Below are 25,144 nucleotides of genomic sequence, written 5' to 3' on the forward strand. Positions count from 1 at the left end.
CATTGTGTTTTTCGGCAAGTATGGTGAGATGAACGGCATCGGGCGCGCATTTTCGTGCGTTTCGAGGCCGAACAACGACAGGTGCTCCCTCTTGCCATGAAGCCGGTGACCGCACAAGCCCGCGCGGCCGATCCTGGCCGCCCCGTTCTTTCCCGCCTTTTCCGTCCCTTTGCCGCTGCCCTTCTGGGGCTTCTGCTGGCCCTGTCCGCGCCGCTGGACCGGGCGCAGCAGGCGCAGGCGCAGGAGGCCGGCGCGGCCGCGCCGGCGGACGTGTCCGAGCAGACCGTCCAGGACCTGGAGGCGCTGGTCGCGACCCTGGAAGACGAGGCCCAGCGCCAGGAACTGGTCACCCGCCTCAAGGCGCTGATCGAGGCGACGCGCCCGGCCGAGGAGGGGCCGGGGGTCGTGTCCTCCATCGGTGCGCGTCTGCTGGGAGACGTGTCCGACGCCATGGGCACGGCAACGCGCGAGATGGTCGACCTGGGCCGGGCGGCGGAAAACCTGCCCGCCCTGTGGGACTGGACCGTCGCCCGCGTCACCGAGCCCGAACTGCGGGCCGCTGCCGTGCGGGGCGTGCTGCGCGTCGCCGCCCTGGTGGTGGCGGCGCTGGCGGCGTTCTGGATCGTCCGCCGCCTGCTGGCCAAGCCGCGTAACCGTTTGCACGGCCGCCAGCGCGAGCCCAAGTGGTACGAGCGCATTTTCATCACGCTGGGCCTGCTGCTCATGCGGGCCGCGCCGGTGGGCGCGCTGCTGGCGACGGGCTACGGGGTCATGCCGGTCCTGGACCTGGCGCCGGGCTCGCGCGTGGTGGCGCTGGTGATCCTGACGGCCGTCGCGGCGGTCCAGGGCATCATGATCGCCTCCGACCTGCTGCTGCAGCCCTCCAACCGTTCGCTGCGGTGGCTGGCGGTGGGCGACGAGACGGCGCACTACCTGCACATCTGGACCCGGCGTCTGGCGCTGGTGGGGGTCATCGGCTTCTTCGGGGCCGAGGCCGCGCTGACCTTCGGCCTGCCCGACGGAGCCTACCAGTTGGTGACGCGGCTGGTCGGCTTCGTGATGGCGTTGCTGATCATCATCGTCATCATGCAGTCCAAGCAGCCCGTCGCGGCCTGGATCCGCGAGCGCCGCATGGTGGTGCACGAGGCGCCGCTGGAAGAGGACGAGCCCGAGACCACCCAGGGCGACCGCGGCGGCGACGTGCCACCGGCACGTCCGCTGGCCGATCCCGACCAGCCCGTCGCCGCCAACGACGCCGATCCCGCCACACCGGGGCTGGCCGGCGACGCCGCCGCCACCCGCGAGGCTGCCGCCGCCCGCGCCAGAGACCGCCAGACCGTCCGGCGCCCGAAGCGCCGCAAGCCCCTGCGTCCCGGCGGCACCGTCGGCCGCGTGCTGCGCGACCGCTTCGCCGACGTCTGGCACGTTCTGGCGGCGCTGTATGTGCTGGCGTCCTATGCCGTCTGGGCGCTGGAGGTCGAAGGCGGCTTCCAGTACATCCTGCGCGGCACGGTGCTGACGGTGGTCATCGTGCTGCTGGCGACCGGGTTGGTGACGCTGCTGTCGACCGGTCTGGCGCGACTGTTCGAGGTCAGCCAGGACGTCAAGGACCGTTTCCCCGACATCGAGCGCCGCGTCAACCGCTACCTGCCGGTGGTGCACACGGCGGTGCGCGTTCTGGTCTTCCTGCTCGCCGCCGCGGCCATCGCCCAGGCCTGGGGCGTGGCGGTGGTGGAGGCCCTCACCACCGATGCCGGCGGCGCCTTCATCGGTGCGCTGGTGACCATTCTGGTGGTGCTGGTGGTCAGCATCCTGGTCTGGGAGCTGGCGTCGTCCTCCATCGAGCGCTACCTGAGTACCACCGACAGGGAGGGCAACGTCATTGAGCGTTCGGCGCGGGCCAAGACCCTGCTGCCGCTGGCGCGCAACATCCTGCTGGTGGTGATGATCGTCGTCGTCAGCATGGTGATCCTGTCGGAACTGGGCGTGAACATCGCCCCGCTGATCGCCGGTGCCGGCGTCATCGGTCTGGCCGTCGGCTTCGGCGCCCAGAAGCTGGTGCAGGACGTCATCACCGGTGCCTTCATCCTGTTCGAGAACACTTTCTCGGTCGGCGACGTGATTTCGGTCGGCGGCCATGCCGGGCTGGTGGAGGGGATGACCGTGCGCTCGGTGCGCCTGCGCGACCTGGCGGGCACCGTGCACACGCTGCCGTTCTCCTCGGTCGACAAGATCTCCAACCTGACCAAGGACTTCAGCTACTACGTCATCGACATGGGCGTGGCCTACCGCGAGGACACCGATCAGGTCGTGGAGGTCTGCAAGGAGGTGGTCGAGGACCTGCGCGCCGACCCCGAATACGGCCCGCAAATCCTGGAGCCGCTGGAGGTGCTGGGCGTCGACAAGTTCGCCGACAGCGCGGTGATCGTGAAGACGCGCATCAAGACCAAGCCCATCCAGCAGTGGTTTGTCGGCCGCGAGTTCAACCGCCGTCTCAAGAAGCGGTTCGACGAGCTGGGCATCGAGATCCCGTTCCCGCACCGCACGCTGTACTTCGGCGAGGGCAAGGACGGCACGGCCCCGCCCGCTCATGTGCTGATGGACCGGTTCCGCGGCGGCCATGGCGGCGGCGACGCGCCCCATCCCGTCGAGCCGCCGCCGACGCCCAGCCCGGTGCCCGACCCGGAGCCGACCTGACGAAGCCCGCCGCGGCCCGATCGTCACGAAGCCTTCACTGGACCAGGCTTCCTCCCCCGCCCATGACTGTCCGGCAGAATCGGCGGGGGAGGAGCAACTTTTGCGCATCGCCATCGTGACCGACGCCTGGTATCCGCAGCGCAACGGCGTGGTGCGGGTGCTGGGAACCCTGCGCGACACGCTGGTGGCGCGCGGGCACGAGGTTCTGGTCATCAGCCCCGATCAGTTCCTCAACGTGCCCATGCCCACCTACACGGAGATCCGCCTCGCCCTGTTCTCGCGCCGGGGCGTGACGCGGCAACTGGACGGGTTCCGCCCCGACGCCATCCACATACCCACCGAGGGGCCGCTGGGCCAGCAGGCGCGGCGCTACTGCCTTAGGCGCGGGCTGCCCTTCACCACCGCCTACCACACCAAGTTTCCCGAGTACGTCAACGCGCGAACGCCGGTGCCACTGTCCTGGGCGCAAGCCTGGATCAGGCGCTTCCATGCCCCCAGCCGTGCGGTGCTGGCGCCGTCGCCCTCGGTCCTGCGGGAGCTGACGGCGGAAGGCTACGGCAACGTCGTGCCCTGGAGCCACGGGGTGGACGTCGACATCTTCCGCCCCGGCGACAAGGCGGCCATGTGGCCCGACCTGCCGCGGCCAATCTTCCTCTACGTCGGCCGGGTGACCGTGGACAAGAACCTGCCGGCCTTCCTGTCGCTGGACCTGCCCGGCAGCAAGGTGGTTGTCGGCGACGGGCCAAGCCGCGCCGACTACATCAGGCGCTTCCCCGACACGCTGTTCCACATCGCCAACGGAGACGCGGAACTGGCCGCCTGCTACAACGCCGGCGACGTCTTCGTTTTCCCCTCGCGCACCGACACCTTCGGGCTGGTGATGCTGGAGGCGCTGGCCTGCGGCGTGCCGGTGGCAGCGTTCCCCGTCACCGGACCGACCGACGTGCTGGGCGACAGCGGCGCCGGCGTGCTGGACACGGACCTCCGCGCCGCCGCCGTCGCGGCCCTGGACATTGACCCGCGCCGCTGCCGCGACCATGCGTGCCGGTTCTCGTGGGACCAGGTGGCCGACGAGTTCCTGGGCTATCTGGCGCCGATCTGGGGCGGCCAGGCGGAGCGCACGGCGGCGGCGGAGTGACGGGAGCGCTGGCGCGCCCGGGCGGGCCGCCGTGTCATGCCAGGTCCATTACCATCCGCGTGCTGGGAAACCGCAGGTCCGGTCCCATGGCGACCGCCATCGGCCCGACCGCGCGGAAGCCCATGGCGGCATAGAACGGCTCCGCTCCCAGCGCCGAAAAGCACTCGAACCGCGCCACCCCTGCCGCCCGCGCGTCGGCAGCGCAGCGGGCGAAGATCGCCCGCGCCACGCCCCGGCGCACCGCATCGGGATGGGTGGCGAAGTGGCGGATGTGGCCGAGTGTCGGGTCCACCGGATCGTCCGGCGCGCCCGGACGTGCCAGCGTCCAGCCACCGCAGCCAAGCGTCGTGCCCTCCGTGCTCATGGCGATATAGAAGGTGCTCGAGGCCAGCAGGGAGGGGTTGGCGCGGCACATCAGCGGCAGGGCCCGCGCCATCACCGCCGGGTCGTAGTGCGGCGTCATGAGGGTGGGATAGCAGGCCTCCAGCAGCGCCGTCACCGCCGCCGCGTCGTCGACCGTCGCCACCCGCACGGCGGTCATGGCCGCCTCAGGCCGTATGCTGGAAGTTGAGCGTCATGGGCCGCGTCACCCGCTCGTAGAAGGCGCGGGAGAGCATGACGCCGTCGCCCGCGCCCTTGACGCCGGTCCACACCAGGTTGCCGTCCAGGCCGCCCACCAGGTTCTGCGTCACCACGCCGACGCGCAGGTTGGCGGCCATGCGGTGAGCCTCGGTCAGGTCCTGGGTCCACAGCGAGGCCGCGCGCGGGGCGGGGCCGTCGTTGATCAGCGCCGCGGCCTCCTCGTCCGACGACACTCGCACCAGTGCGACCAGCGGGCCGGGCGTGGGCTCGCGGACGATGTCCATGGACTGGATGGCCTCCGTCAGCACGCGGGGGCGGCAGTACAGCCCCGATCCGTCGTCGGCGGGGAAGAAGCCGCCTTCCACCATGTCCCGCGCGCCTTGCATTTCCGCCTGCTCCAGCCGGTTGCGGAACAGCGTCGCATCCTCGCGGCGGGGCAGGGGGCCGAGCGTCGTGGCCGCATCCAGCGGATCGCCCAGCACGGCCTCGGCGGCGTGGCCGGCCAGCAGGGTGGCGAGGCGGTCGTGCACCTCGGCATGGACATAGAGCCGCCGCGGTGCGCCGAACCCGCGGCCGGCGTCGGCGAAGGCGGCGCGGGCCAGGGCCTCGGCGGCGGGTTCCAGCTTGGCGTCGCGGCGGACGTAGGCGGCATCGGCGGCGGGGCCGATGATCTCCACCGGCCGCTGGCGCGTCGCGGCGGCGGCGACCAGCCAGCGGGTCATTTCCGGCTCGCCGGCGTGCAGCAGCATGTCCACCTCCACCGCTCCGGCGACACGGGCGGCATCGGCCTCGGACAGATGCAGGGCGCGGGCGACGCCGTCCGGCAGTCCGGCCTCGGTCAGCGCCTTGACGATGATCTCGGCGGGCAGCGGCGCCTGCGGGGCCGGGCGGATGATGACGGCGTTGCCCGCGATCAGCGCAGGCGCGATCAGGCACAGCGCCGTCAGCCAGGGCTGGCTCCACGGCAGGGTGACGAACACCACCCCGCGCGGCACCCGGCGCACGAGGCGTTCGGTGCCCGGCTCCTCCGGCGCGTGGATGTCGGACAGCACGCTGGGACCCAGCCCCATCATGGTGCGCACCAGGTCCTCGGCCTCGGCCACCTCGGCCTCGGCCTGGGTCACCGGCGTGCCCACCTGCCAGGCGAGGCTCTGGGCGATACGGCCCTTGCCGGCCTTCAGGCGGTCCAGAAGCTTGGCACAGACGGCGACGCGGTCGGTGACGGCCTGACGCTGCCAGCGGTCGGCGGCCAGACGGGCGTTGGTCAGCGCGTGGGCGATATCGTCATCCGCCGCCAACGGCCGCTCCACATAGACCGAGCCGTCGATGGGCGAGATGACCTTGAGCAGGGTCTGCGGCTCCGCCGTCATGGGACTGTGTTCTCCTGGTTGCGCGGCCGATGAGCGGCGATGACAGCACGAAGGCGGCGGGGGTTCAACCTTGGGCGTCTCTACCGCCGAGCAGCGCCGGATTGCCCTTCCGCCGTCCCGGCCGGACCTGTATAACCCCGGCCATGCGCCTTGATCCTCAGACAGTCCTGCGCAGCGTCTTCGGCTACGACTCCTTCCGCGGCATGCAGGGGGAGGTGATCGAGCACGTGGTCGACGGCGGCGACGCGCTGGTCATCATGCCCACCGGCGGCGGCAAGAGCCTGTGCTACCAGATTCCGGGCCTGGTGCGGCCGGGGGTTGCCATCGTCGTCAGCCCGCTGATCGCCCTCATGCAGGACCAGGTGGAGGCCCTGCGGCAACTGGGCGTCAAGGCCGCCGCGCTCAACTCCACCCTGCCGTGGCCCGAGCAGCAGGAGGTGGAGCGCCAGATGCGCGCCGGCGAACTGGACCTCGTCTACGTCGCGCCGGAGCGCCTGATGGGGGAGGGCTGCCTCAACAACCTCGCCCACACCGACCTGGCCCTGTTCGCCATCGACGAGGCCCATTGCGTCAGCCAGTGGGGCCACGATTTCCGCCCCGAATACCTGCAACTGCGCACCCTGCACGAGCGCTTCCCGCATGTGCCGCGGGTTGCGCTGACCGCCACCGCCGACGGCCCGACGCGGCGCGAGATCGTCGAGCGGCTGGCGCTGGAGAACGGCCGGGAGTTCGTCGCCGGCTTCGACCGGCCCAACATCCGCTATCACGTCCGCGCCAAGACCAACGCGAAAACCCAGCTTCTGTCCTTCATCAAGCGCGAGCACAGCGGCGAAAGCGGCATCGTCTACTGCATGTCGCGGGCGAAGGTGGACGACATCGCCGCATGGCTGAACGACGAGGGCGTGCCTGCGCTGCCCTATCATGCCGGCCTGCCGAAAGAGGTCCGCTTCGCCAACCAGGACCGGTTCCTCAAGGAAGAGGGGCTGACGGTGGTGGCGACCATCGCGTTCGGCATGGGCATCGACAAGCCCGACGTGCGCTTCGTCGCCCACCTGGACCTGCCGAAAAGCCTGGAGGCCTATTACCAGGAAACCGGGCGTGCGGGGCGCGACGGCCTGCCGTCCAACGCCTGGATGGTCTTCGGCATGCAGGACGCGGCACGGCTGTTCCAGATGATCGACCAGTCCGACGCCGCCGACGCCCAGAAGATGATCGAGCGCCGCAAGGTGGAGTCGCTGCTGGGCTTCGCCGAGACGGCCCGCTGCCGCCGCCAGGTGCTGCTGGAGTACTTCGGCGACACCTGCGAGCCCTGCGGCAACTGCGACACCTGCCTGGACCCGCCGGAAACCTATGACGCCACCGTGCCCGTGCAGAAGGCGCTGTCGGCCTGTTACCGCACCGGCCAGCGGTTCGGCGCCGGGCACGTCATCGACGTGCTGCTGGGCAACATGACCGACCGCATGCGACAGCTCGGCCACGACGCCTTGAGCGTGTTCGGCATCGGGAAGGAGTTTTCCAAGGAGCAGTGGCGCACGGTCTTCCGCCAGATGATCGCCTACGGCTACATCCGCGCCGATGCCGAGGCCCATGGCGCGCTGGTGCTGATCCCCGATACCGCGCGGCCGATCCTGAAGGGCGAGCAGACCGTCATCCTGCGCAAGGAGCGCAAGGAGGCGGGCCGTCGCCGCTCGGAAAAGCGGGAACGGGTGCAACTGACCGATCCCGCCGACGACGCGCTGTTCCAGGCGCTGCGCGGCAAGCGCATGGAACTGGCCCGCGCCCAGGGCGTGCCGCCCTACGTCATCTTCCACGACGCGACGCTGATCGCCATCGCCCGCGCCAAGCCGACGGACCTGGACGAGCTGGCGGATATTGAAGGTGTGGGCCGGGGGAAGCTCTCGCGCTATGGCGAGGATTTCGTGCAGGTGGTGGTGGATAGCCTGTAGAGCGCTGGCGCGCTTGGGGCGGCCGCCCGAAACCCCGCTGTGCGAGAGGCGCGGCCTCTCGCGCTCTCGGTCTGTTGGGGCCTTGCATGTTGGCAGGCCTGTGCCCCGGCTCCAGCTTTCAGAAAACTGATACCGGGCGACACCTGAAATCGTACACTCGTCGCCCGGCAAGGCCGACTGGCCGCCGCGCCTTATGGCGCGTGAGGCTGCGTGCCGCATGAACGCCGCGGCGATGATTTCGATCATCGGCGCGTATGAAGGGTTCGGGAAGCTGTGCTTCCCGATCAGGGGTATCGGGGGACGGAAGTCCCCCGTGTGTCAGGGATGAATTTCGATCGGCGTGCCCAGCTGGACCAGCTGCCACAGCTCGTCCATGGCCTCGTCGGACACCGCGATGCAGCCCGCCGTCCAGTCCTTCATGCGCTTGGCGCGCAGGAAGCTTTTCATGGTCGACGGCTGGCCGTGGATGTAGATCTGCCCGCCGGGGCTCACCCCCCGCGATTCCGCCTGGGTGCGGTCGCCGTCGTTGGGGTAGCTGATGCGCAGCGACAGATAGTAGTCGCTGTCGGGATTGCGATAGTCGATGACGTACCAGCCCTCGGGCGTCTTGCCGTCGCCTTCCTGGGTCTTGTGCCCCTCGGGCGCGAAGCCGAGCGCGATGGGCCAGGATTTCACCACCCGCCCCTCGCGCAGAACGGACATCTGCCGGGCGGACTTGTCGACGACGATCTTGTCGATGAAGTCCGCCGTCGGGTTCACCGCCGCCTTGGCCTCGCCGGCGGACGCCGGGCGGACCGCCAGAAGAAGGCCGCACACGGCCACGAGGCACAGCGTCGCCAGCACGCGCCGCATGATCCCTACTCCCTCGATCTTTTGGATGCTCTCTCTCAACCCGGACTTTAGCCGAATCGGGCTTCCGCGTCATCATCGTCCTGCCATGCCGATGCCAAAAAATCGGCCGGATTCAGATATCCGCGTTATCCTCGTTATCCACAGGCTGAAGACGCGCGGCCAGAGGCCGGTGATCTGGTAGACTTGCGCCCATGAGCACATCGACTCTCCATCTGACGCCGATTCCCGGCGGCGCCGACGCCCCCGCCGAGGGCGTGCCCGCGCGCGTGCCGCCCCACAACTACGAGGCGGAACAGGCGCTTCTCGGCGCCATCCTGGTGAACAACCGCGCCTATGAAAAGGTGTCGGAATACCTTCTGGCGGAGCATTTCGCGCATCCGGCCCACGCGTCCATCTACCGCGCCTGCGGCCGGCTGCTGGAAGCCGGTCACATGGTCACGCCGGTCACCCTGAAGACGTACCTGGAGCGGGACGCGGCGGTCTCCGAGGTCGGCGGGATGGAGTACCTGACGACGCTGGTCAACAGCGTGGTCACCATCATCAACGCCGGCGACTACGGCCGCCAGATCTACGACCTCTACCTGCGCCGCCAGTTGATCGACCTGGGCGAGGACCTGGTCAACAACGCCTATACGGTGGACTTCGATTCGTCGGCCCGCGACCATATCGAATCGGCCGAGCAGCAGCTTTACGACCTCGCCACCACCGGCGACATGGACCAGGGCTTCCAGCAGTTCTCGGACGCGCTGGCCGGCGCCATCGAGATGGCCCAGAACGCCCACCGCCGCGCCGGCACGCTGGCCGGCGTGACCACGGGCCTCATCGACATGGACCGCAAGCTGGGCGGCCTGCACCCGTCGGACCTTCTGATCCTGGCCGGGCGCCCCTCCATGGGCAAGACGTCGCTGGCGACCAACATCGCCTTCAATGCCGCCAAGGCCTACAAGGAAACCATTGACGACAACGGCATCCGCAAGGTGGAGGAAGGCGCGCGCGTGGCCTTCTTCTCGCTGGAAATGTCGGCCGAGCAGCTGGCGAGCCGTATCCTCGCAGAGCAGGCGGAAATCTCCAGCCACAAGCTGCGCACCGGCGACCTGGACGACGCGGACTTCCAGCGCATGATCCAGGTGAGCCAGGAGCTTCAGAACCTGCCGCTCTACATCGACGACACGCCGGCCCTGACCGTCTCCGCACTGCGCACCCGCTGCCGCCGGCTCGCGCGCCAGAACGGCGGGCAGGGCCTGGGCCTCATCATCATCGACTATCTTCAGCTGCTGTCGGGCGGCGGGGGGAAGAGTTCCGAGAACCGCGTGCAGGAGGTCTCGGCCATCACCCGAGGCCTGAAGGCGCTTGCGAAGGAGATGGACGTGCCGGTGATGGCGCTGTCGCAGCTGTCGCGTGCGGTGGAGCAGCGTGACGACAAGAAGCCGCAGCTGGCCGACCTTCGCGAATCCGGCTCCATCGAGCAGGACGCCGACGTGGTGATGTTCGTGTACCGCGAGGAATACTACCTCGCCCGCGCCGAGCCCGGCCGCAAGCCCGAGGAGGACGAGGCGCGGTTCGGGGAGCGCTACACCCAATGGCAGGAGCGGCTGGAGAAGGCGACCAACGTGGGTGAGGTGATCATCGGCAAGCAGCGCCACGGCCCCATCGGCTCGGTGCGCCTGTTCTTCGACAGCCAGTACACCAAGTTCGGCAACCTGGTGAACGCCGACCAGTACGCCGACGACGACGAGTGATGAAGGGGGCGGCGGCTCAGGCCACGGCCGGCGTGATGTCGGTGCGGCCGAAGTCGTCGCCCTTGAACAGCAGCGGCTCGCCGAGCGCCTTGGCGAGGCCATAGGCGAAACAGTCGCCGAAGTTCAGGCGGGCGGGATGGTTGCCCTTGCCGTAGGTGCGAAAGCCGTGAAAGGCGTGGTCGACGATCTCGGCCGTCAGCGGTTCGATGTGGATGGGGGGCAACGCGATCACGGCCTCAAGATCGGCGATCAAGGCCGAGGTGTCCACGATCACGAGGGCAGCCCGTATTCGTCGTAGCCGATTACCGCGTCATGGTCGAGATGGCGATACGGCCGGGCCTTGGCGGCGGCGCGATCGATTATTTCATGGAGCCTCCGCCGCCGCTCCTCCACCGTCGCCGCATCCGGGCGGCGCGATTGGGCAGCCTCGCGCAGGAGGGTGAGGATGATCTCGTCGTTGCCCTTGCCCGTGGCGGCGCGGAGTTCCGCCAGCAGCGTTTCGGCTTCCTTGCTCTCGATGACGACGCCCATGGTGTAATCCTCGCACTGATCGTTCGCTCTACAGGATAAAGTGTCCGTCCCGGCCCGGCAACGGCGGCTCAGGCGAGGGCCGGCATGACGTCGGTGCGGCTGAAGTCGTCGCCCTTGAACAGCAGCGGCTCGTCCAGCGCCTTGGCAAGGCCGTAGGCGAAGCAGTCGCCCAAGTTGAGGGCGGCGGGATGGCGCGACTTGCCATAGGTGTGGAACCCGTGGATCGCCCACTCCAGTGCCGGTCCGGCGACAGGAACAACGACGAGGGGAGTCGCGTCGACAAACGCCTGGAGCGCCGCATCGATCGCCTTTCTTGTCGCCACGACATGAAGTTCCAGCATCGTTCCGGCCGAAATTTCGTTGCGCGGCGACTCCATGATCGCCCTATCGAAGTGATCGTACCCGTCTTCTTCAAGAAGAATGGCGACGATGGCCGAGGTGTCGAGAATCATGTCGGCAGGCCGTTCTCGTCGTAGCCCACCACGTCGGCATGATCGAACGTCTCACCGCCGAGCCGCTCGCGAACCTGCTTCTGAATGGCGCGGATGCGCCTCGTCCTCTCCGCCTTTTCCGCTTCCGTCATATGCCGCGGCTGGGGAAGCGGCGTGTCCGCCGACTGCAAAAGATCCTGCAGTCGCGCCTCACGCTCTTGAATGCTCAAGTGGACCGTTCCCGACGGCCGGCTCATGCGGTCGCGCAGGAGGTCGCGGACGATGGTGTTGGCGTCGCGGCCCGTTTCCGCCTGCAGGCGCTCCAGCGCCGCGACGGCCTCCGCGTCGTCGATTACGATACGCATGGCTCAAGCGCCCTTCTCAACTGCCTGCCTCAAGGATAAGCCGCCGGGCACGCACCGGCAACAACCCCCGCGGGAGCCCCGGGGCGGCGGGCTACTGCTCCCGCCGCCGGACCACGGCCTTCTCGGCCTCCACGGCCAGGAACACCAGCACGGCACAGCCGGCGATGGCGGCCCAGTGCTCGCCCGTCAGCGGCGCGGTGCCGAACAGGAACGCCATGGGCGGCCAGTAGGTGAAGGCTGCTTGCGCCACCACCACCAGCGCCACCGCGATCAGCGCGGCGCGTGAGCCGGCGAAGCAGTCCCACGAGAACGCGCTGGCCGTCAGGTAGCGGCTGCTGAACAGATAGGCGATCTCGCCGGCCACCAGCATGTTGACCGCCACGGTGCGTGCGGTTGCCGGATCGGCGCCCTCACCCTTCACCTGCCACAGGAACAGCCCGAAGACCGCCACCAGCAGCAGGGCCGAGACGAAGGCCACGCGCCACATCAGGAAGCCCGACAGAATCGGCGCGCCGGATGGACGCGGGCGGCGGGCCATCACGCCTTTCTCCGGCGGCTCGAAGGCCAGCGCGAGCGCCAGGGTGACGGCGGTGATCATGTTCACCCACAGGATCTGCACCGGCGTGATGGGCAGCATGGTTCCCAGCGCGATGGCCGCCAGGATGGTCATGGCCTGGCCGCCGTTGGTGGGCAGGATGAAGGTGATGGCCTTCTTGATGTTGTCGTAGACGGTCCGCCCTTCCTCCACCGCCGCGGCGATGGAGGCGAAATTGTCGTCGGCGAGCACCATTTCCGCCGCCTCCTTGGCCGCGTCGGTGCCCTGCACGCCCATGGCGACGCCCACGTCGGCCCGCTTGAGCGCCGGGGCGTCGTTCACGCCGTCGCCGGTCATGGCGCAGATGGACCCGTCGTGCTGCAGCGCCGTGACCAGCCGCAGCTTGTGTTCCGGGGTGGCGCGGGCGAAGACGTCCACTTCGCGCACGCGCCGGCGCAGGTCCTCGTCGCTGGTCGCGTCGATGTCCGCGCCCGTCATGGCCTCGCCGGCGCCCGGCAGTCCCAGCGCGGTGCCGATGGCGCGGGCCGTCATGGCGTGGTCGCCGGTGATCATCTTCACCCGGATGCCTGCCGACAGACAGCGGGCGACGGCCTGCATGGCTTCCTCGCGCGGCGGGTCGATCAGGCCGACCAGCCCCAGAAGCGTCAGGTTCTCGGCCACATGGGCCTCGTCCAGGTGGGTGTCCGACGGCGCACCGGGGCGTTCGGCCAGGGCCAGCACCCGCATCCCCCGCGACGACAGGTCGCCGGCGCGGGCGTGCCAGGCATCGCGGTCTATGGGGCGCTCGCCTTCGGCGGTGGCCTCCGTGCCGCAGAGCCGCAGGATGACCTCGGGCGCGCCCTTGACGTGGATGTTGGGACGGCCGCCGTCGGGGTCGGCATCCAGCGTCGCCATGTAGGCGCGTTCGGACTCGAAGGGAATGGCGTCCAGCCGGCGGTGTTCGCGTCGCAGGGTCTCGGGGTCCAGCCCCGCCTTGCCGGCGGCGACCACCAGCGCGCCTTCCGTCGGGTCGCCGGTGACGGTCCAGCCGCCGGCGCCGGTTTCCTCGACCAGCGCGTCGGCGCAGACGGCACCCGCCACCAGCACGCGGGCGAGCAGCGGATCGTCCAGCGGGTCGAACGCCGTACCGTCGCGCTGGAAGGTGCCCACGGGGGCGTAGCCCGTGCCCGCGACCTCCACCGCGCCGTCGGCCAGGGCATAGGCGCGGGTGGTCATCTCGTTGCGGGTCAGCGTCCCGGTCTTGTCCGAGCAGATGACCGACACCGACCCCAGCGTCTCCACCGCCGGCAGGCGGCGGATGATGGCGTTGCGACCGGCCATGCGCTTGACGCCGATGGCCAGCGTGATGGTGACGATCGCCGGCAGCCCCTCGGGAATCGCCGCGACGGCCAGGCCGACCACGGCCAGGAACATGTCCTCCATGCTGTAGCCGCGCAGCACCGTGCCCACCAGGAAGGCCACCGCCGCCAGTCCCAGGATGGCCGCCGTCAGCATGCGGCCGAAGTGGGCGAGCTGGCGCAGCAGCGGCGTGTCCAGCGTTTCCACCCGGCTCAGCATTTCCGAGATGCGGCCGATTTCCGTGTGCAGGGCGGTGCCGAACACGACGCCCTGCGCATGGCCCTGCACGGCGGTGGTGCCGGCGAAGGCCAGCGACACTCGCTCGGCCAGCGGCGCGGTCAGAGGGGCGGGCGCGGCCGTCTTGTCCACCGGCACGCTTTCGCCGGTCAGGGCGGCCTCCTGCACGCGCAGGCCACGGGCCTTGATGATCCGCAGGTCGGCGGGGATGCGGTCGCCGGGTTCGATCACCACCACGTCGCCGGGCACGATGGTCTCGGCCTTCACCCGGGTGCGGCGGCCGTCGCGCAGCACGACGGCCTCGGGCGAGAGCATGCCCTTGATGCTCTCCAGCGCCTTTTCCGCCTTGCCTTCCTGGATGTAGCCGATCAGCGCGTTGACCAGCACCACGCCGAAAATCACGCCGCTGTCCACGTAATGGCCCAGTGCCAGCGTGACCACGCCGGCGACCAGCAGGACGATGATGAGCACGTTGTTGAATTGCACCGCGAAACGCTTCCACGCCGGCCGCCGCTCTGCTTCGGGCAGCCGGTTGGGACCCGCCTCCTTCAGCCGCGCCTCGGCCTCGGCAGCGCCCAGTCCGTGGGGGGAACTGCCCAGGCGCTCCAGGGCCTCGGAGGCCTTCAAGGAGTGCCAAGTGGTGGTGCTGGGGCGGCGGGTGTCGAGTGGCATGGTACGCTCCTGGAAACGGCACCGACGTCGATATCCCCACATTACCTGAGGACCGCATCGCTTCGCACGTCAAACCGGCGCAGGGCCGACATGCCAGGGCGTAACTCTAAAGGCTTGGCGGACGCGGCGGCGCACCGTACAGTCCGCCGAGCACGACGCCCCTGCGACCCACTGCGGAGCCCCCATGAGCAGCGCCTGCACCGCCTGCGCGGTGTTGACCATCGACCTGGACGCCCTGGCCGCCAACTGGCGCCTGCTGAACGCCCGCATGGCCGAGGCCGGGGGCGAATGCGCCGGCGTGGTCAAGGGGGACGGCTACGGCCTGGGTCTTGCGCCCGTGGCCTGCACCCTGCACGCCGCCGGCTGCCGCACCTTCTTCGTCGCCCAGATCGATGAAGGCGTGCGCCTGCGCGCCGTTCTGGGCGGGGCGGTGCCGGTCTACGTGCTGTGCGGCCTGCTGCCGGGCACGGCGGAGGTTTTCGCCGAGCACGAACTGGCCCCGGTGCTGTCGACGCCCGAGCAGATCGCCGAGTACCGCCGCCTGCCGCAGGCAATGCGCGCGCGGATGCCGCGCCCGGCGGTGCACTTCGACACCGGCATGCGGCGCCTCGGCCTGACGGTGGCGGAGGCCGAGGCGTTTCTGGACGACAACGATGCCGTGTCCGATGTGGACCCGGCGGTGGTGGTCACGCACCTGGCCTGCGCCGACATGCCGGCGCATGCGCTGAACGCCGAGCAGAACGCCCTGTTCCGCCGGTTGCGCGACCGGCTGCCGGGGGCGCGCGGGTCCTATGCCAATTCCTCGGGCCTGTTCCTGGGCGCCGATTCGTTCTTCGACCTGGGCCGGCCGGGGGTCGCGCTCTACGGCGTCAATCCCACGCCGGGGCGGCCCAATCCCATGCACACGGTGGTGCGGCTGTCGGCGCCCATACTACAGGTACGGAAAATTGACGGTCCCGAGAGCGTCGGCTATGGTGCCTCGCACGTCATGGGGGCAGGGTCCCGCGTGGCCACGGTCGGCGTGGGCTATGCGGACGGGTATCCGAGAGCATTGAGCAATCGCGGCCATGGCGCCCTGGGCGCCTGGCGGGTGCCGGTGGTCGGTCGGGTGTCCATGGATCTGACCCTGTTCGACGTTTCGGCCGTCCCCGAGCACGAGGCCCGTCCCGGCGCCATGATCGACCTGATCGGACCCCTTATCCCCATCGACGAGGTCGCCGCCGACGCCGGCACCATCGGCTATGAAATCCTCACGCAGCTGGGGTCGCGCTACCAGCGCGTCTACACAGGCGGGCCGGAGGGCGCGGCGGCATGAGAAACGTCAACTTCCTGGCTCTGATCGGCCGCATGGTCCTGGCCTTCCTGCGGCACGCGGGGCGCCTGAGCATCTTTACCGTCACCGCCGTCTCGCACTGTTTCCGGCCGCCGTTCTTCCTGCGCAACGTCGGACGCCAGATGATCGAGATCGGCTATTACTCCCTGCCGGTGGTGGGGCTGACGGCCATCTTCTCGGGCATGGTGCTGGCGCTGCAGAGCCACACCGGCTTCGCCCGCTTCTCGGCCGAGGGCGCGGTGGCGACCGTGGTCGTGCTGTCCATGACGCGCGAGCTGGGGCCGGTGCTGGCGGGCCTCATGGTCGCCGGGCGCATCGGCGCTTCCATGGCCGCCGAAATCGGCACCATGCGTGTGACCGAACAGATCGACGCCCTGACGACGCTGGAAACCAACCCCTACAAGTACCTGGTGGCGCCACGCCTGTGGGCGGCGACGCTCATGCTGCCGGTGCTGGTGCTGGTGGCCGACATCATCGGCGTGTTCGGCGGCTATCTGGTGGGCACCTACAAGCTGGGCTTCAACGCCGGCAGCTACATCCGCCGCACGCTGGACTACCTGGAGGTCATGGACGTGGCGTCGGGCCTGGTGAAGGCGGCGGTCTTCGGCTTTCTGATCGCGCTGATCGGCTGCTACAACGGCTACATGAGCCGCGGCGGCGCCCAGGGCGTCGGCCAGGCGACCCGCAACGCGGTGGTGGGGGCGTCGATCCTGATCCTGACGTCCAACTACATCATCACCGAACTGTTCTTCAGCCGATGACGACGGATGCCATGACCGCCAGCGACAGCGACCCCAAGATCCGCATCCGCGGCGTCGAGAAAAGCTTCGGCCCCAAGCGCGTGCTGGACGGCGTCGACCTGGACGTCGGCAAGGGCGAAAGCGTCGTCATCATCGGCGGCTCGGGCACCGGAAAGTCGGTGCTGCTGAAATGCGTCCTGGGCCTGCTGCACCCCGACACCGGCTCCATCCGCATCGACGGCGAGGAAACGGCCGGCGCCAGCGGAAAGGAGCGCGACCGGCTGCTGCACAAGTTCGGCATGCTGTTCCAGAGCGCCGCGCTGTTCGACAGCCTGCCCGTGTGGGAGAACGTGGCCTTCCGCCTGATCCACGGAGACAAGATGCCGCGCAAGGATGCCCGTGAGATCGCGGTGGAAAAGCTGCGCGCCGTCGGCCTGAAGGCGGATGTGGCCGACCTGTTCCCGGCGGAGCTTTCTGGCGGCATGCAGAAGCGCGTGGGCCTCGCCCGCGCCATTGCGGCGGAGCCGGAGATCATCTTCTTCGACGAGCCGACGACGGGCCTGGACCCCATCATGGCCGACGTCATCAACGACCTGATCGTCGCCTGCCGCGAGGACCTGGGCGCGACGACGTTGTCGATCACCCACGACATGGCTTCGGCGCGGAAGATCGCCGACCGTATCGCCATGATCTACCACGGCAAGATCATCTGGGTCGGCGACGCCGAGGCCGTGGACGCCAGCGGCAACGACTTCGTCGACCAGTTCGTCAACGGCCGCGCCGAGGGGCCGATCCAGATGGAGCTGCGGGGCTGAGGCCCGGCTGCCGAAGAAACCCGTAAGAGGTTCCGTTGCCCAAACCCAAGTCCCAGTTCGTCTGCCAAGCCTGCGGGTCCATCCACTCCAAGTGGCAGGGCCGGTGCGAGGGCTGCGGCGAGTGGAACACCATCGAGGAAGAAGCCGCCCCCGAGGCCCAGCCGAAAACCGCCAGCGGCGGGCGCGGCGGGCGGAAGCTGGACTTCGTGCCCCTGCGCGGCGAGGCCACCACGCCGCCCCGCCGCCAGACCCACATCGGCGAGCTGGATCGCGTCTGCGGCGGCGGCCTCGTGCCCGGCTCGGCGCTGCTGGTGGGCGGCGATCCGGGCATCGGCAAGTCCACCCTGCTGCTCCAGGCGACCGCAGCCCTCGCCCGCGCGATGCGCTGCGTCTACATCTCGGGCGAAGAGGCAATCGATCAGGTCCGCCTGCGCGCAGCGCGCCTCGGCCTGGACGACAGCCCGGTGGAACTGGCCGCCGCCACGAGCGTCCGCGATATCGTGGCGACGCTGGAGGCGGACCCGCCGGAGGTGGCGGTCATCGACTCCATCCAGACCATGTTCCTGGATACCCTCGACAGCGCGCCGGGCACCGTCAGCCAGGTCCGCGCCTGCTCGCACGAACTGATCCGGCTCGCCAAGCGCAAGGGGTTCGCGCTGTTCCTGGTGGGCCACGTGACCAAGGAAGGCACCATCGCCGGCCCGCGCGTCATGGAGCACATGGTCGACACGGTGCTCTACTTCGAGGGCGAGCGCGGCCACCAGTTCCGCATCCTGCGCGCGGTCAAGAACCGCTTCGGCGCCACCGACGAGATCGGCGTCTTCGAGATGACGGAACGCGGGCTGGCCGAAGTCCTCAACCCGTCCGCCCTGTTCCTGGCGGAGCGGCGGGGCAATGTGTCGGGCTCCTGCGTCTTCGCGGGCATGGAGGGCTCGCGCCCCGTGCTGGTGGAGATCCAGGCGCTGGTGGCCCCCAGCGGCTTTTCCACGCCGCGCCGGGCGGTGGTCGGGTGGGACACCGGCCGCCTCGCCATGGTGCTGGCGGTGCTGGAAGCCCGGTGCGGCCTTGCCCTGGGCGGCAACGACGTGTATTTGAACGTCGCCGGCGGCTTGCGCGTGGGTGAGCCCGCCGCCGATCTGGCGGTCGCGGCGGCGCTGCTGTCCTCGGCCACCGACCAGCCGGTTTCGGCCGACATGGCCGTGTTCGGCGAGATCGGCCTGTCCGGCGAGGTCCGCGCCGTGGCGCAGGCCGAGGTGCGGCTGAAGGAGGCCGCCAAGCTGGGCTTCGGCGACGCCCTGGTGCCGCGCCGCCAGCCCAAGCCCGGCTCCGGCGGCAAGATGCGGCCGGCGCCGGTGATCGAAGGGTTGCAGGTTCGCGAGATCGGCCATCTCCAGGACCTGGTCGCCATGTTCCCGCCGGTGCCGCGGCGGGACGATTCGGCGGAGTAAAATCGGCAACACGGTCCCGCGCAGGAGCGGGCCTTCGGAGACTGGATGGACGCGCTTCCGCTCAACGTGCTGGACCTGATCGTCCTGGTGGTACTGCTGCTGTCGGCGGTTCTCGCCTTCTTCCGCGGATTCGTGCACGAAACCCTTGGCATCGCCGCCTGGGTGGGCGCGGGCCTGGCGGCGCTGTACGGCCTGCCCGTGGTGCAGGCGGAGGTGCGCCAGCTCATTCCCGTCACGTGGGCCGCCGACGCCGCCGCCGCCGTCGCCATCTTTCTGGTCACGCTGCTGGTCCTGTCGATCCTGACGCGCGGCATTGCGCGCAAGGTGCAGGACAGTTCGCTGGGATCGGTGGATCGCTCGCTCGGCGTACTTTTCGGGCTGGCGCGGGGTGCGTTCCTGGTCGGACTGGCCTATATCCTGCTCGCCTGGATGATCCCGCCGGTTGATCACCCCGACTGGATCCGCGAGGCGCGCGGCCTGCCGCTCATCCAGCGCACCGCCGGCATGATCCAGGAAGCCGTGCCCGAGGAACTGGGCATCGGTCAGGCCGCCGACACAAGCCGCAAGACGGCCGAGGACGCCATCGAGTTGAAACGCAATCTGGACACGCTGATCCAGCCGCGCGTGCAGGGGCAGGAAGCCGAGCCGGCCCGCCAGACGGAGCCGGCCGCGCCGGTTCGTCAGCCGGCTCCGGCGCCCGCGCCGCAGCCCCGGCAGGAGACGCGGGTGCAGAGCCAGCCGGCGCCGGACCCCGCGCCGGCGCGCGCGCCCGAGCCTGCGCCGACGCCCCGCTCCAAGCCGGCGCCGACGCCGGCCTCCGAGCCCCCGGCGGTTCCGGCCGACGACGAGGGCGTGGGATACGGCCAGGACGAGCGCCAGTCCCTGGACCGCCTGTTCGAGACGGCGCAGTAACGTGTTCGCGCCCCCGGTGGGGGTGCCTTACCTGAAGACAGGAGCTTCGGTCTTCGATGCTGACCACCAATCCTTTCGCCCTTGGTGCCGCCCACCTGCCCGACGAGGATGACGACGACAAGCCCAAGGAGGAATGCGGCGTCGTCGGCATCTTCAACGACCCGGACGCGGCCAGCCACACGGTGCTGGGCCTGCACGCCCTGCAGCACCGCGGGCAGGAGGCGGCCGGCATCGTCTCTTGCGACGGGGAAAGCTTTCATTCCCACCGCGGCCTCGGTCACGTGTCGGAAAACTTCAAGTCCGAAGAGGTGATGAACCGCCTGGCCGGCCCCATGGCGATCGGCCACAACCGGTATTCCACCTCGGGCGACAAGGCGCTGCGCAACGTCCAGCCGTTCTACGCCGACCTGGCCTTCGGCGGCCTGGCGCTGTGCCACAACGGCAACCTGACCAATGCCGTCACCCTGCGCCGCCAGCTGGTGCAGAAGGGCTGCATCTTCTCGTCGACCTCCGACACCGAGGTCATCATGCAGCTGGTCGCGCGCTCGGACTTCCTGAGCGTGGAGGACCGCGTGGTCGACGCCCTGCGCAAGGTGGAAGGCGCGTACTCGCTGGTCGCCCTGACCGCGACGGCCATGTACGGCGTGCGCGACCCGCACGGCATCCGCCCGCTGGTGCTCGGCTACCTGGAAGGCGCTCACATCCTGGCGTCGGAGACCTGCGCGCTGGACATCATCGGCGCCGAATACGTGCGTGACGTGGAGCCCGGCGAGCTGGTGGTCATCGACCACGACGGCGTGCGCAGCGTGAAGCCCTTCGTGCCCACGCAGCGCCGCTTCTGCATCTTCGAATACATTTACTTCGCCCGCCCGGACTCCTCGGTGGAAGGCACATCCGTCTACCACGCCCGCAAGCGCATCGGCGAGGAACTGGCGCGCGAGAGCAACGTTCCCGCCGACGTCATCGTGCCGGTGCCGGACTCGGGCGTGCCGGCGGCGCTGGGCTATTCGGCGGAATCGGGCATTCCGTTCGAGTTCGGCATCATCCGCAACCACTACGTGGGCCGCACCTTCATCCAGCCGACCCAGCGCACCCGCGACCTGGGCGTCAAGCGCAAGCACAACGCCAACCGCGCCTTCCTGGAGGGCAAGCGGGTGGTGCTGGTGGACGACAGTATCGTGCGCGGCACCACGTCGACCAAGATCGTGCAGATGGTCCGCCAGGCCGGCGCGACGGAGGTGCACATGCGCATCTCCTCGCCGCCGACCACCTGGCCCTGCTTCTTCGGCATCGACACACCGGAGCGCGAGGGCCTGCTGGCCGCGCAGCACTCCATCGCCGAGATGGAAAAGCTTCTGGGCGTGGACAGCCTGGCGTTCATTTCGCTGGACGGCCTCTACCGCGCCGTCGGCGAGGCGGAGCGCGGGTCGGAGAAGGAACGCACCTACTGTGACGCCTGCTTCACCGGCGACTATTTCCTGCCGCTGGCCGACCGCAACGACACCGACACCACCCAGCCCAAGGAACTGAGCCGCCTGCGCGGCGCCTGATCAGGCTTTATGCATCTTGCATGCGGGCGCGGCGGCCATCCGCCGCGCCCGTTCGCGCGTAGAGGGGGCATGATGTTCCGCCGTCTCCTCGCCGTTTCCGCCGTCGCCCTGCCGCTGTCCGCCTGTTCCGGGCTGGACCTGCTGAACGCCACCGTCAGCGACGACGGCCATGTCTCCCGCACCGGCCTGCGCTATGCCGACGGGCCGCGGGGCCTGCTGGACATTCACAAGCCACCGGGAGACGGGCCATTTCCCGTCGTCGTCTGGATCTACGGCGGCGCCTGGGAAGACGGCGACCGTGCCGGCTACGAATTCATCGGCGCACAACTGGCCCGCGCCGGCTTCCTGGTGGTGATCCCCGACTACCGCGTGCATCCCGAGGTCGTCTTCCCCGCCTTCCTGCGCGACAACGCCAGGGCCGTCGCATGGACGCAGACGCACGTGGCGGAGTATGGGGGCGATCCCGGCCGCATGGCGCTGATGGGCCATTCCGCCGGTGCCTATAACGCGGCCATGTTGGGCTATGACGACACCTGGATCAGGCAGGCCGGCGGCGACCCGGACGCGCTGGATGCCTTCGTCGGCCTGGCCGGCCCCTACGACATCCACCCCTACACGGTGGAGGTTTCCCGCACCATCTTCGGCCATGAAACGGACCCGGCGACGACCGAACCCCTGGACGACGTGGACGCCGCCGATCCGCCGGCGCTGCTGCTGCACGGCACCGACGACACCACCGTCAAGCCCGAGCACACCACCAACTTTGCCGAGGCTCTGCGTGCCGCCGGCGTGCCGGTGACGGTGGAGCGGGTGGCCGGTACCGGCCATATCGGCCTGCTGCTGGACGTCTCCCCCACCTTCGAGGACGACGCCGTCAGCGGTGCGGTGGAACGGTTCCTGCGCCAGCGGCTGTGACGGCTTGACGCGCCGCTGTCGCAGCCGAAGCGCGGCCGACCGTTCTTGCCAATCCGGTTGGCGTGGTCTACCACTGTGGAACTAGCCTGTTTCGCAGAAAGACGAGCCCGCGGTGACACCCCGAAAGACACGTTTCGTTGTTCTGCTGACGGGGCTTTTGGTGGCGGGGTTTCTGCTGACCAGCCTGGTCAGCTATTGGGTGGCGCGGGACTCGCTGTCGCAACAACTGGCGGAAACCACGCTGCCGCTGACCAGCGACAACATCTATTCCGAGATCCAGCAGGATCTTCTGCGGCCGATCCTGATATCGGCCCAGATGGCGCACGACACCTTCGTCCGCGACTGGGCCATCGAGGGCGAGGTCGAGTCCGAGCGCATGGTCCGCTTCCTGGCCGAGATCAAGGAGCGCAACGGCACGGTCTCCAGCTTCTTCGTCTCGGACCGGACGCGGCACTACTACCATGCCGACGGCCTCCTGCGGCAGGTCTCGCCGGACGAGCCGGCCGACGCCTGGTATTTCGCCACCCGCGGCACACCGCCGGAATTCGAGGTCAATGTCGACTGGGACACTGCCGACCGCACGCGCCTGACCATCTTCATCAACCACAAGGTCCGCGACTTTTCCGGCCGGCTGCTCGGCATCACCGGTGTCGGCCTGTCCATGGACAAGGTCAAGGCGATGCTGGAGACCTACCGGGCGCGCTACGGCCGCGACGTGCTGTTCGTCAACGAGACCGGCGAGGTGACCCTGCACGCCGACAGCTTCGAGGGGCCGACCCGCCTGCAGGACTGGCCCGCGCTTCGGGGGGTGGCGACCAAGATCCTCACCAGCCCGTCGACCTCCTTCACCCTTGAAGCCGAGGACGGCGAGCCGGTCTACGTCAACACCCGGCTGGTGCCCGAGTTCGGCTGGCACCTGCTTGTGGTGCAGCGGGGCGATCCGGCGCAGGACCGCCTGGACAACACGCTGCTGCTGACCCTGCTGCTGTGCGCCGTCATCACCGCCGTCGTCCTGGCGCTGGCCCACTGGACCCTGCGCGGCTACCAGCGCCGGCTGGAGGAAATGGCATCGACCGACAAGCTGACCGGCGCCATCAACCGACAGGTGTTCGACCACGTCTACGACGACTCCGCCCGCGCCGTCGCCCGGCGCGGTACCCGGATGGCGGTGATGCTGCTCGACATCGACCACTTCAAGGCGATCAACGACACCCACGGCCATCAGGTCGGCGACCGGGTGATCGCCGGCGTGGCGGACATCATCCGCAACGCGCTGGGTCCGGCGGACCGGCTGTGCCGCTGGGGCGGCGAGGAGTTCCTCATCCTGGCGCCCGACCACGATGCCGAGAGCGCCCTGCATCTGGCCGAGGACATCCGCCGGCGCATCGCCGGAGCCTCCATTCCCTGCGGCGACCGGAGCGTCTCGACCACCGCCAGCCTGGGGGTTGCGCTGGCCGGCGCGCGGGATGATCAGGACGCCGTGGTGAAACAGGCCGACGACGCGCTGTACCGCGCCAAGGGGGCGGGGCGGGACCGGGTGGAACGGGCGGTCGCGGCGGAGCCGGAAGCCGAAACGGCGTGCGCCTGACCGCACGGCGGCGGGTGCGCCGGACGCGCCGACGATTGAAGTCATCAACGCTGCGTACATGTCGCACGCAGCCCCACGCGCCACAAGGCGCGGCGGCCGGTCGGCCGCGCCGGGCGTCGAGTGGGCGGTTTTCAGGTTTCGCCCGGTATTGCCTTGAAGCAGGCGCGGAGCGGCGGCCCCGCGCGCCTCATCGCTGCGTCCTTACAGTTCCTTCGGGAAACACTGCACGTCGTCGGCCTTGAGCTTGGCGCAGGCCGCGGCGGCGTCGGTGCGGGTCTCGAAGCGGCCGGTGGTCAGGCGCCACAGGCCGTTTCCCTGCGCGATGGCGGCCTCGGCCCCGGGAACCGCGCGCTGCACCGCGGTCTGCCACTGGGCCCAGGCCTTGTCGGCAGCCTCTCGCGAGGACAGGGCGGCAAGCTGGAGGGTCCAGCCCGGCGCATCGGCCGGGCGGGCGGCCGTCTGCGAGGGATCGGCTTGAGCGGGCTGGGGCTGGGGCTGTGCCTGCGCCTGCGGGGTGTCCAGGGCCTCGGCCTCCACCGCGGCCGCCTGCGGCGCCGGGTCGCCGGGCATGGGCGCAGCCTCCGGCACGGCCTCTGCCGGGGCCGGGGTGGCGGAGGGGCGGTAGGCGACCAGTTCCTTCTTTTCCATCCGGCCGTCGACGTCGCGCAGTTCCATCACGGTGTTGCGGACCTTCGGCGCGTAATAGAGCGTCTCGAACCGTCCGCCGTGGCGGCAGAAGACCTCCACCGTCTCAAAGGTGCCGGCGGGCACCGTCACTTCGCGCGGGCCGCGCACCTGGCACTGGCTTTCCGTGGTCTTCTCGACGCGCCCGTCCTGCTCGGCGGCGGTCTGTGTGGTGAATGCGGCCGTCTTGCCCGGCGTCAGCGGGAACAGGTCCAATTCGGCCGCCGGCGGCGTGAAGGTGTTGGCCAGCCGCGGCCCGGCCTCGGGCAACGTGCGCAGTGGCGGCAGCAGCGGGTTGGCGACGGCCTCCCAGCGGCGGCCGTCGGTGGCGGCCCACAGGACCGTGCCGTCGTCGCGCACGGCGATCACCTTTTCCACCACCTCATCCCCTGTGGCGGCGCGGTAGGACCATGTGTCGTCGGCCTGGTAGCGCGGTGCGGTGGCATCCAGCAGGCCGGCGGCGGTCGCGCCGGAACCGGCGGCGGGCTCCTTGAGGGAGCCGGCGGCACAGGCGCCCAGCGCCAGCGGCAGGAGAAGGACGGAGGCGGAGAGCTTCAGGGCGCGGGACGGCATGCGGTCTCCCTTGGGGCAGGTGGCGCGACTCGACAGCATGATACAGCCCTCGGCCGCATGAGGAAGCCCTGTTCAGCGTCCATGAGTCACGGCCCTTGCGTTCGGTCGCATTAGGCCCTATAACCACGCCCT

The 25,144-nt window shown here is 69.6% G+C and carries 21 protein-coding genes; 12 read left to right on the forward strand and 9 right to left on the reverse strand.

What is annotated here, in order from left to right:
* The first annotated feature begins 96 nt into the window (after positions 1–96).
* Together C882_RS22815 and C882_RS02030 are read left to right on the forward strand one after the other, a co-directional pair.
* Entirely contained in the window at positions 97–2,697 is a 2,601-nt protein-coding gene (locus C882_RS22815) for a mechanosensitive ion channel family protein (protein WP_009538865.1), read from the forward strand.
* Positions 2,698–2,797: 100 nt separating this feature from the next.
* On the forward strand, positions 2,798–3,835 hold the full coding sequence (locus C882_RS02030) for a glycosyltransferase family 4 protein (protein WP_009538866.1): 1,038 nt from the start codon (positions 2,798–2,800) through the stop codon (positions 3,833–3,835).
* Positions 3,836–3,869: 34 nt separating this feature from the next.
* Here C882_RS02030 and C882_RS02035 read toward each other — a convergent pair whose 3' ends face one another.
* Positions 3,870–4,376, reverse strand: coding sequence for a GNAT family N-acetyltransferase (locus C882_RS02035; protein WP_009538867.1), 507 nt, complete (start codon positions 4,374–4,376; stop codon positions 3,870–3,872).
* Between the two features lie 7 nt (positions 4,377–4,383).
* Positions 4,384–5,787, reverse strand: a complete 1,404-nt coding sequence (locus tag C882_RS02040) for an aldehyde dehydrogenase family protein (protein WP_009538868.1) — start codon at positions 5,785–5,787, stop codon at positions 4,384–4,386.
* A 143-nt stretch (positions 5,788–5,930) separates the two neighbouring features.
* Here C882_RS02040 and recQ point away from each other — a divergent pair, with 143 nt between their 5' ends.
* A complete protein-coding gene (gene recQ, locus C882_RS02045) occupies positions 5,931–7,733 on the forward strand; it encodes a DNA helicase RecQ (protein ID WP_009538869.1) in 1,803 nt (600 codons plus the stop codon).
* Positions 7,734–8,051: 318 nt separating this feature from the next.
* Here the strand turns inward: recQ and C882_RS02050 are convergent, their stop codons facing one another.
* A complete protein-coding gene (locus tag C882_RS02050) occupies positions 8,052–8,585 on the reverse strand; it encodes a L,D-transpeptidase family protein (protein ID WP_009538870.1) in 534 nt (177 codons plus the stop codon).
* A gap of 191 nt (positions 8,586–8,776) precedes the next feature.
* Here C882_RS02050 and C882_RS02055 point away from each other — a divergent pair, with 191 nt between their 5' ends.
* Complete coding sequence (locus tag C882_RS02055; RefSeq protein ID WP_009538871.1) at positions 8,777–10,324, forward strand: replicative DNA helicase; 1,548 nt, start codon at positions 8,777–8,779, stop codon at positions 10,322–10,324.
* 16 nt (positions 10,325–10,340) lie between these two features.
* Here C882_RS02055 and C882_RS25775 read toward each other — a convergent pair whose 3' ends face one another.
* From C882_RS25775 to C882_RS02080, 5 genes are all read right to left on the reverse strand, one after another.
* Positions 10,341–10,577: a type II toxin-antitoxin system VapC family toxin gene (locus tag C882_RS25775; protein ID WP_407637665.1), complete on the reverse strand. Its 237-nt coding sequence runs from the start codon at positions 10,575–10,577 to the stop codon at positions 10,341–10,343.
* Positions 10,578–10,594: 17 nt separating this feature from the next.
* On the reverse strand, positions 10,595–10,855 hold the full coding sequence (locus tag C882_RS02065) for a type II toxin-antitoxin system VapB family antitoxin (RefSeq protein WP_009538873.1): 261 nt from the start codon (positions 10,853–10,855) through the stop codon (positions 10,595–10,597).
* 68 nt (positions 10,856–10,923) lie between these two features.
* Positions 10,924–11,307 (reverse strand): type II toxin-antitoxin system VapC family toxin, encoded by a 384-nt coding sequence (locus C882_RS02070; protein ID WP_009538874.1) that lies wholly within the window; start codon positions 11,305–11,307, stop codon positions 10,924–10,926.
* Positions 11,304–11,651 carry a hypothetical protein gene (locus C882_RS02075; RefSeq protein ID WP_009538875.1) on the reverse strand — a complete coding sequence of 116 codons (348 nt, stop codon included), beginning with the start codon at positions 11,649–11,651 and terminating at the stop codon, positions 11,304–11,306. Before C882_RS02075 ends, C882_RS02070 begins: the two co-directional genes overlap by 4 nt.
* Positions 11,652–11,742: 91 nt before the next feature.
* Entirely contained in the window at positions 11,743–14,454 is a 2,712-nt protein-coding gene (locus C882_RS02080; RefSeq protein ID WP_009538876.1) for a cation-translocating P-type ATPase, read from the reverse strand.
* Between the two features lie 184 nt (positions 14,455–14,638).
* Here C882_RS02080 and alr point away from each other — a divergent pair, with 184 nt between their 5' ends.
* The 8 genes from alr (at position 14,639) to C882_RS02120 (ending at position 23,755) form a co-directional block, all read left to right on the forward strand.
* Positions 14,639–15,769: an alanine racemase gene (gene alr, locus C882_RS02085; RefSeq protein ID WP_009538877.1), complete on the forward strand. Its 1,131-nt coding sequence runs from the start codon at positions 14,639–14,641 to the stop codon at positions 15,767–15,769.
* The gene (locus tag C882_RS02090; protein ID WP_009538878.1) at positions 15,766–16,548 is read left to right on the forward strand and encodes an MlaE family ABC transporter permease; all 783 of its coding nucleotides are present in this window, start codon (positions 15,766–15,768) and stop codon (positions 16,546–16,548) included. Before alr ends, C882_RS02090 begins: the two co-directional genes overlap by 4 nt.
* Positions 16,549–16,559: 11 nt before the next feature.
* A complete protein-coding gene (locus C882_RS02095; protein ID WP_043643312.1) occupies positions 16,560–17,342 on the forward strand; it encodes an ABC transporter ATP-binding protein in 783 nt (260 codons plus the stop codon).
* Positions 17,343–17,377: 35 nt separating this feature from the next.
* Positions 17,378–18,790 carry a DNA repair protein RadA gene (gene radA / locus C882_RS02100; RefSeq protein ID WP_009538880.1) on the forward strand — a complete coding sequence of 471 codons (1,413 nt, stop codon included), beginning with the start codon at positions 17,378–17,380 and terminating at the stop codon, positions 18,788–18,790.
* 45 nt (positions 18,791–18,835) lie between these two features.
* The gene (locus tag C882_RS22820; RefSeq protein WP_009538881.1) at positions 18,836–19,702 is read left to right on the forward strand and encodes a CvpA family protein; all 867 of its coding nucleotides are present in this window, start codon (positions 18,836–18,838) and stop codon (positions 19,700–19,702) included.
* Positions 19,703–19,758: 56 nt separating this feature from the next.
* Complete coding sequence (purF, locus tag C882_RS02110) at positions 19,759–21,252, forward strand: amidophosphoribosyltransferase (protein WP_009538882.1); 1,494 nt, start codon at positions 19,759–19,761, stop codon at positions 21,250–21,252.
* Positions 21,253–21,321: 69 nt separating this feature from the next.
* Positions 21,322–22,167: an alpha/beta hydrolase gene (locus tag C882_RS02115; protein ID WP_009538883.1), complete on the forward strand. Its 846-nt coding sequence runs from the start codon at positions 21,322–21,324 to the stop codon at positions 22,165–22,167.
* A gap of 112 nt (positions 22,168–22,279) precedes the next feature.
* Complete coding sequence (locus C882_RS02120) at positions 22,280–23,755, forward strand: sensor domain-containing diguanylate cyclase (protein WP_051999934.1); 1,476 nt, start codon at positions 22,280–22,282, stop codon at positions 23,753–23,755.
* 201 nt (positions 23,756–23,956) lie between these two features.
* On the opposite strand, the gene C882_RS02125 is transcribed toward C882_RS02120, so the two are convergent.
* Positions 23,957–25,012, reverse strand: a complete 1,056-nt coding sequence (locus C882_RS02125; RefSeq protein WP_009538885.1) for an SPOR domain-containing protein — start codon at positions 25,010–25,012, stop codon at positions 23,957–23,959.
* Between the last annotated feature and the right edge of the window lie 132 nt (positions 25,013–25,144).

Source organism: Caenispirillum salinarum AK4 (assembly GCF_000315795.1).
GTDB classification, from domain to species: domain Bacteria; phylum Pseudomonadota; class Alphaproteobacteria; order Rhodospirillales; family Rhodospirillaceae; genus Caenispirillum; species Caenispirillum salinarum.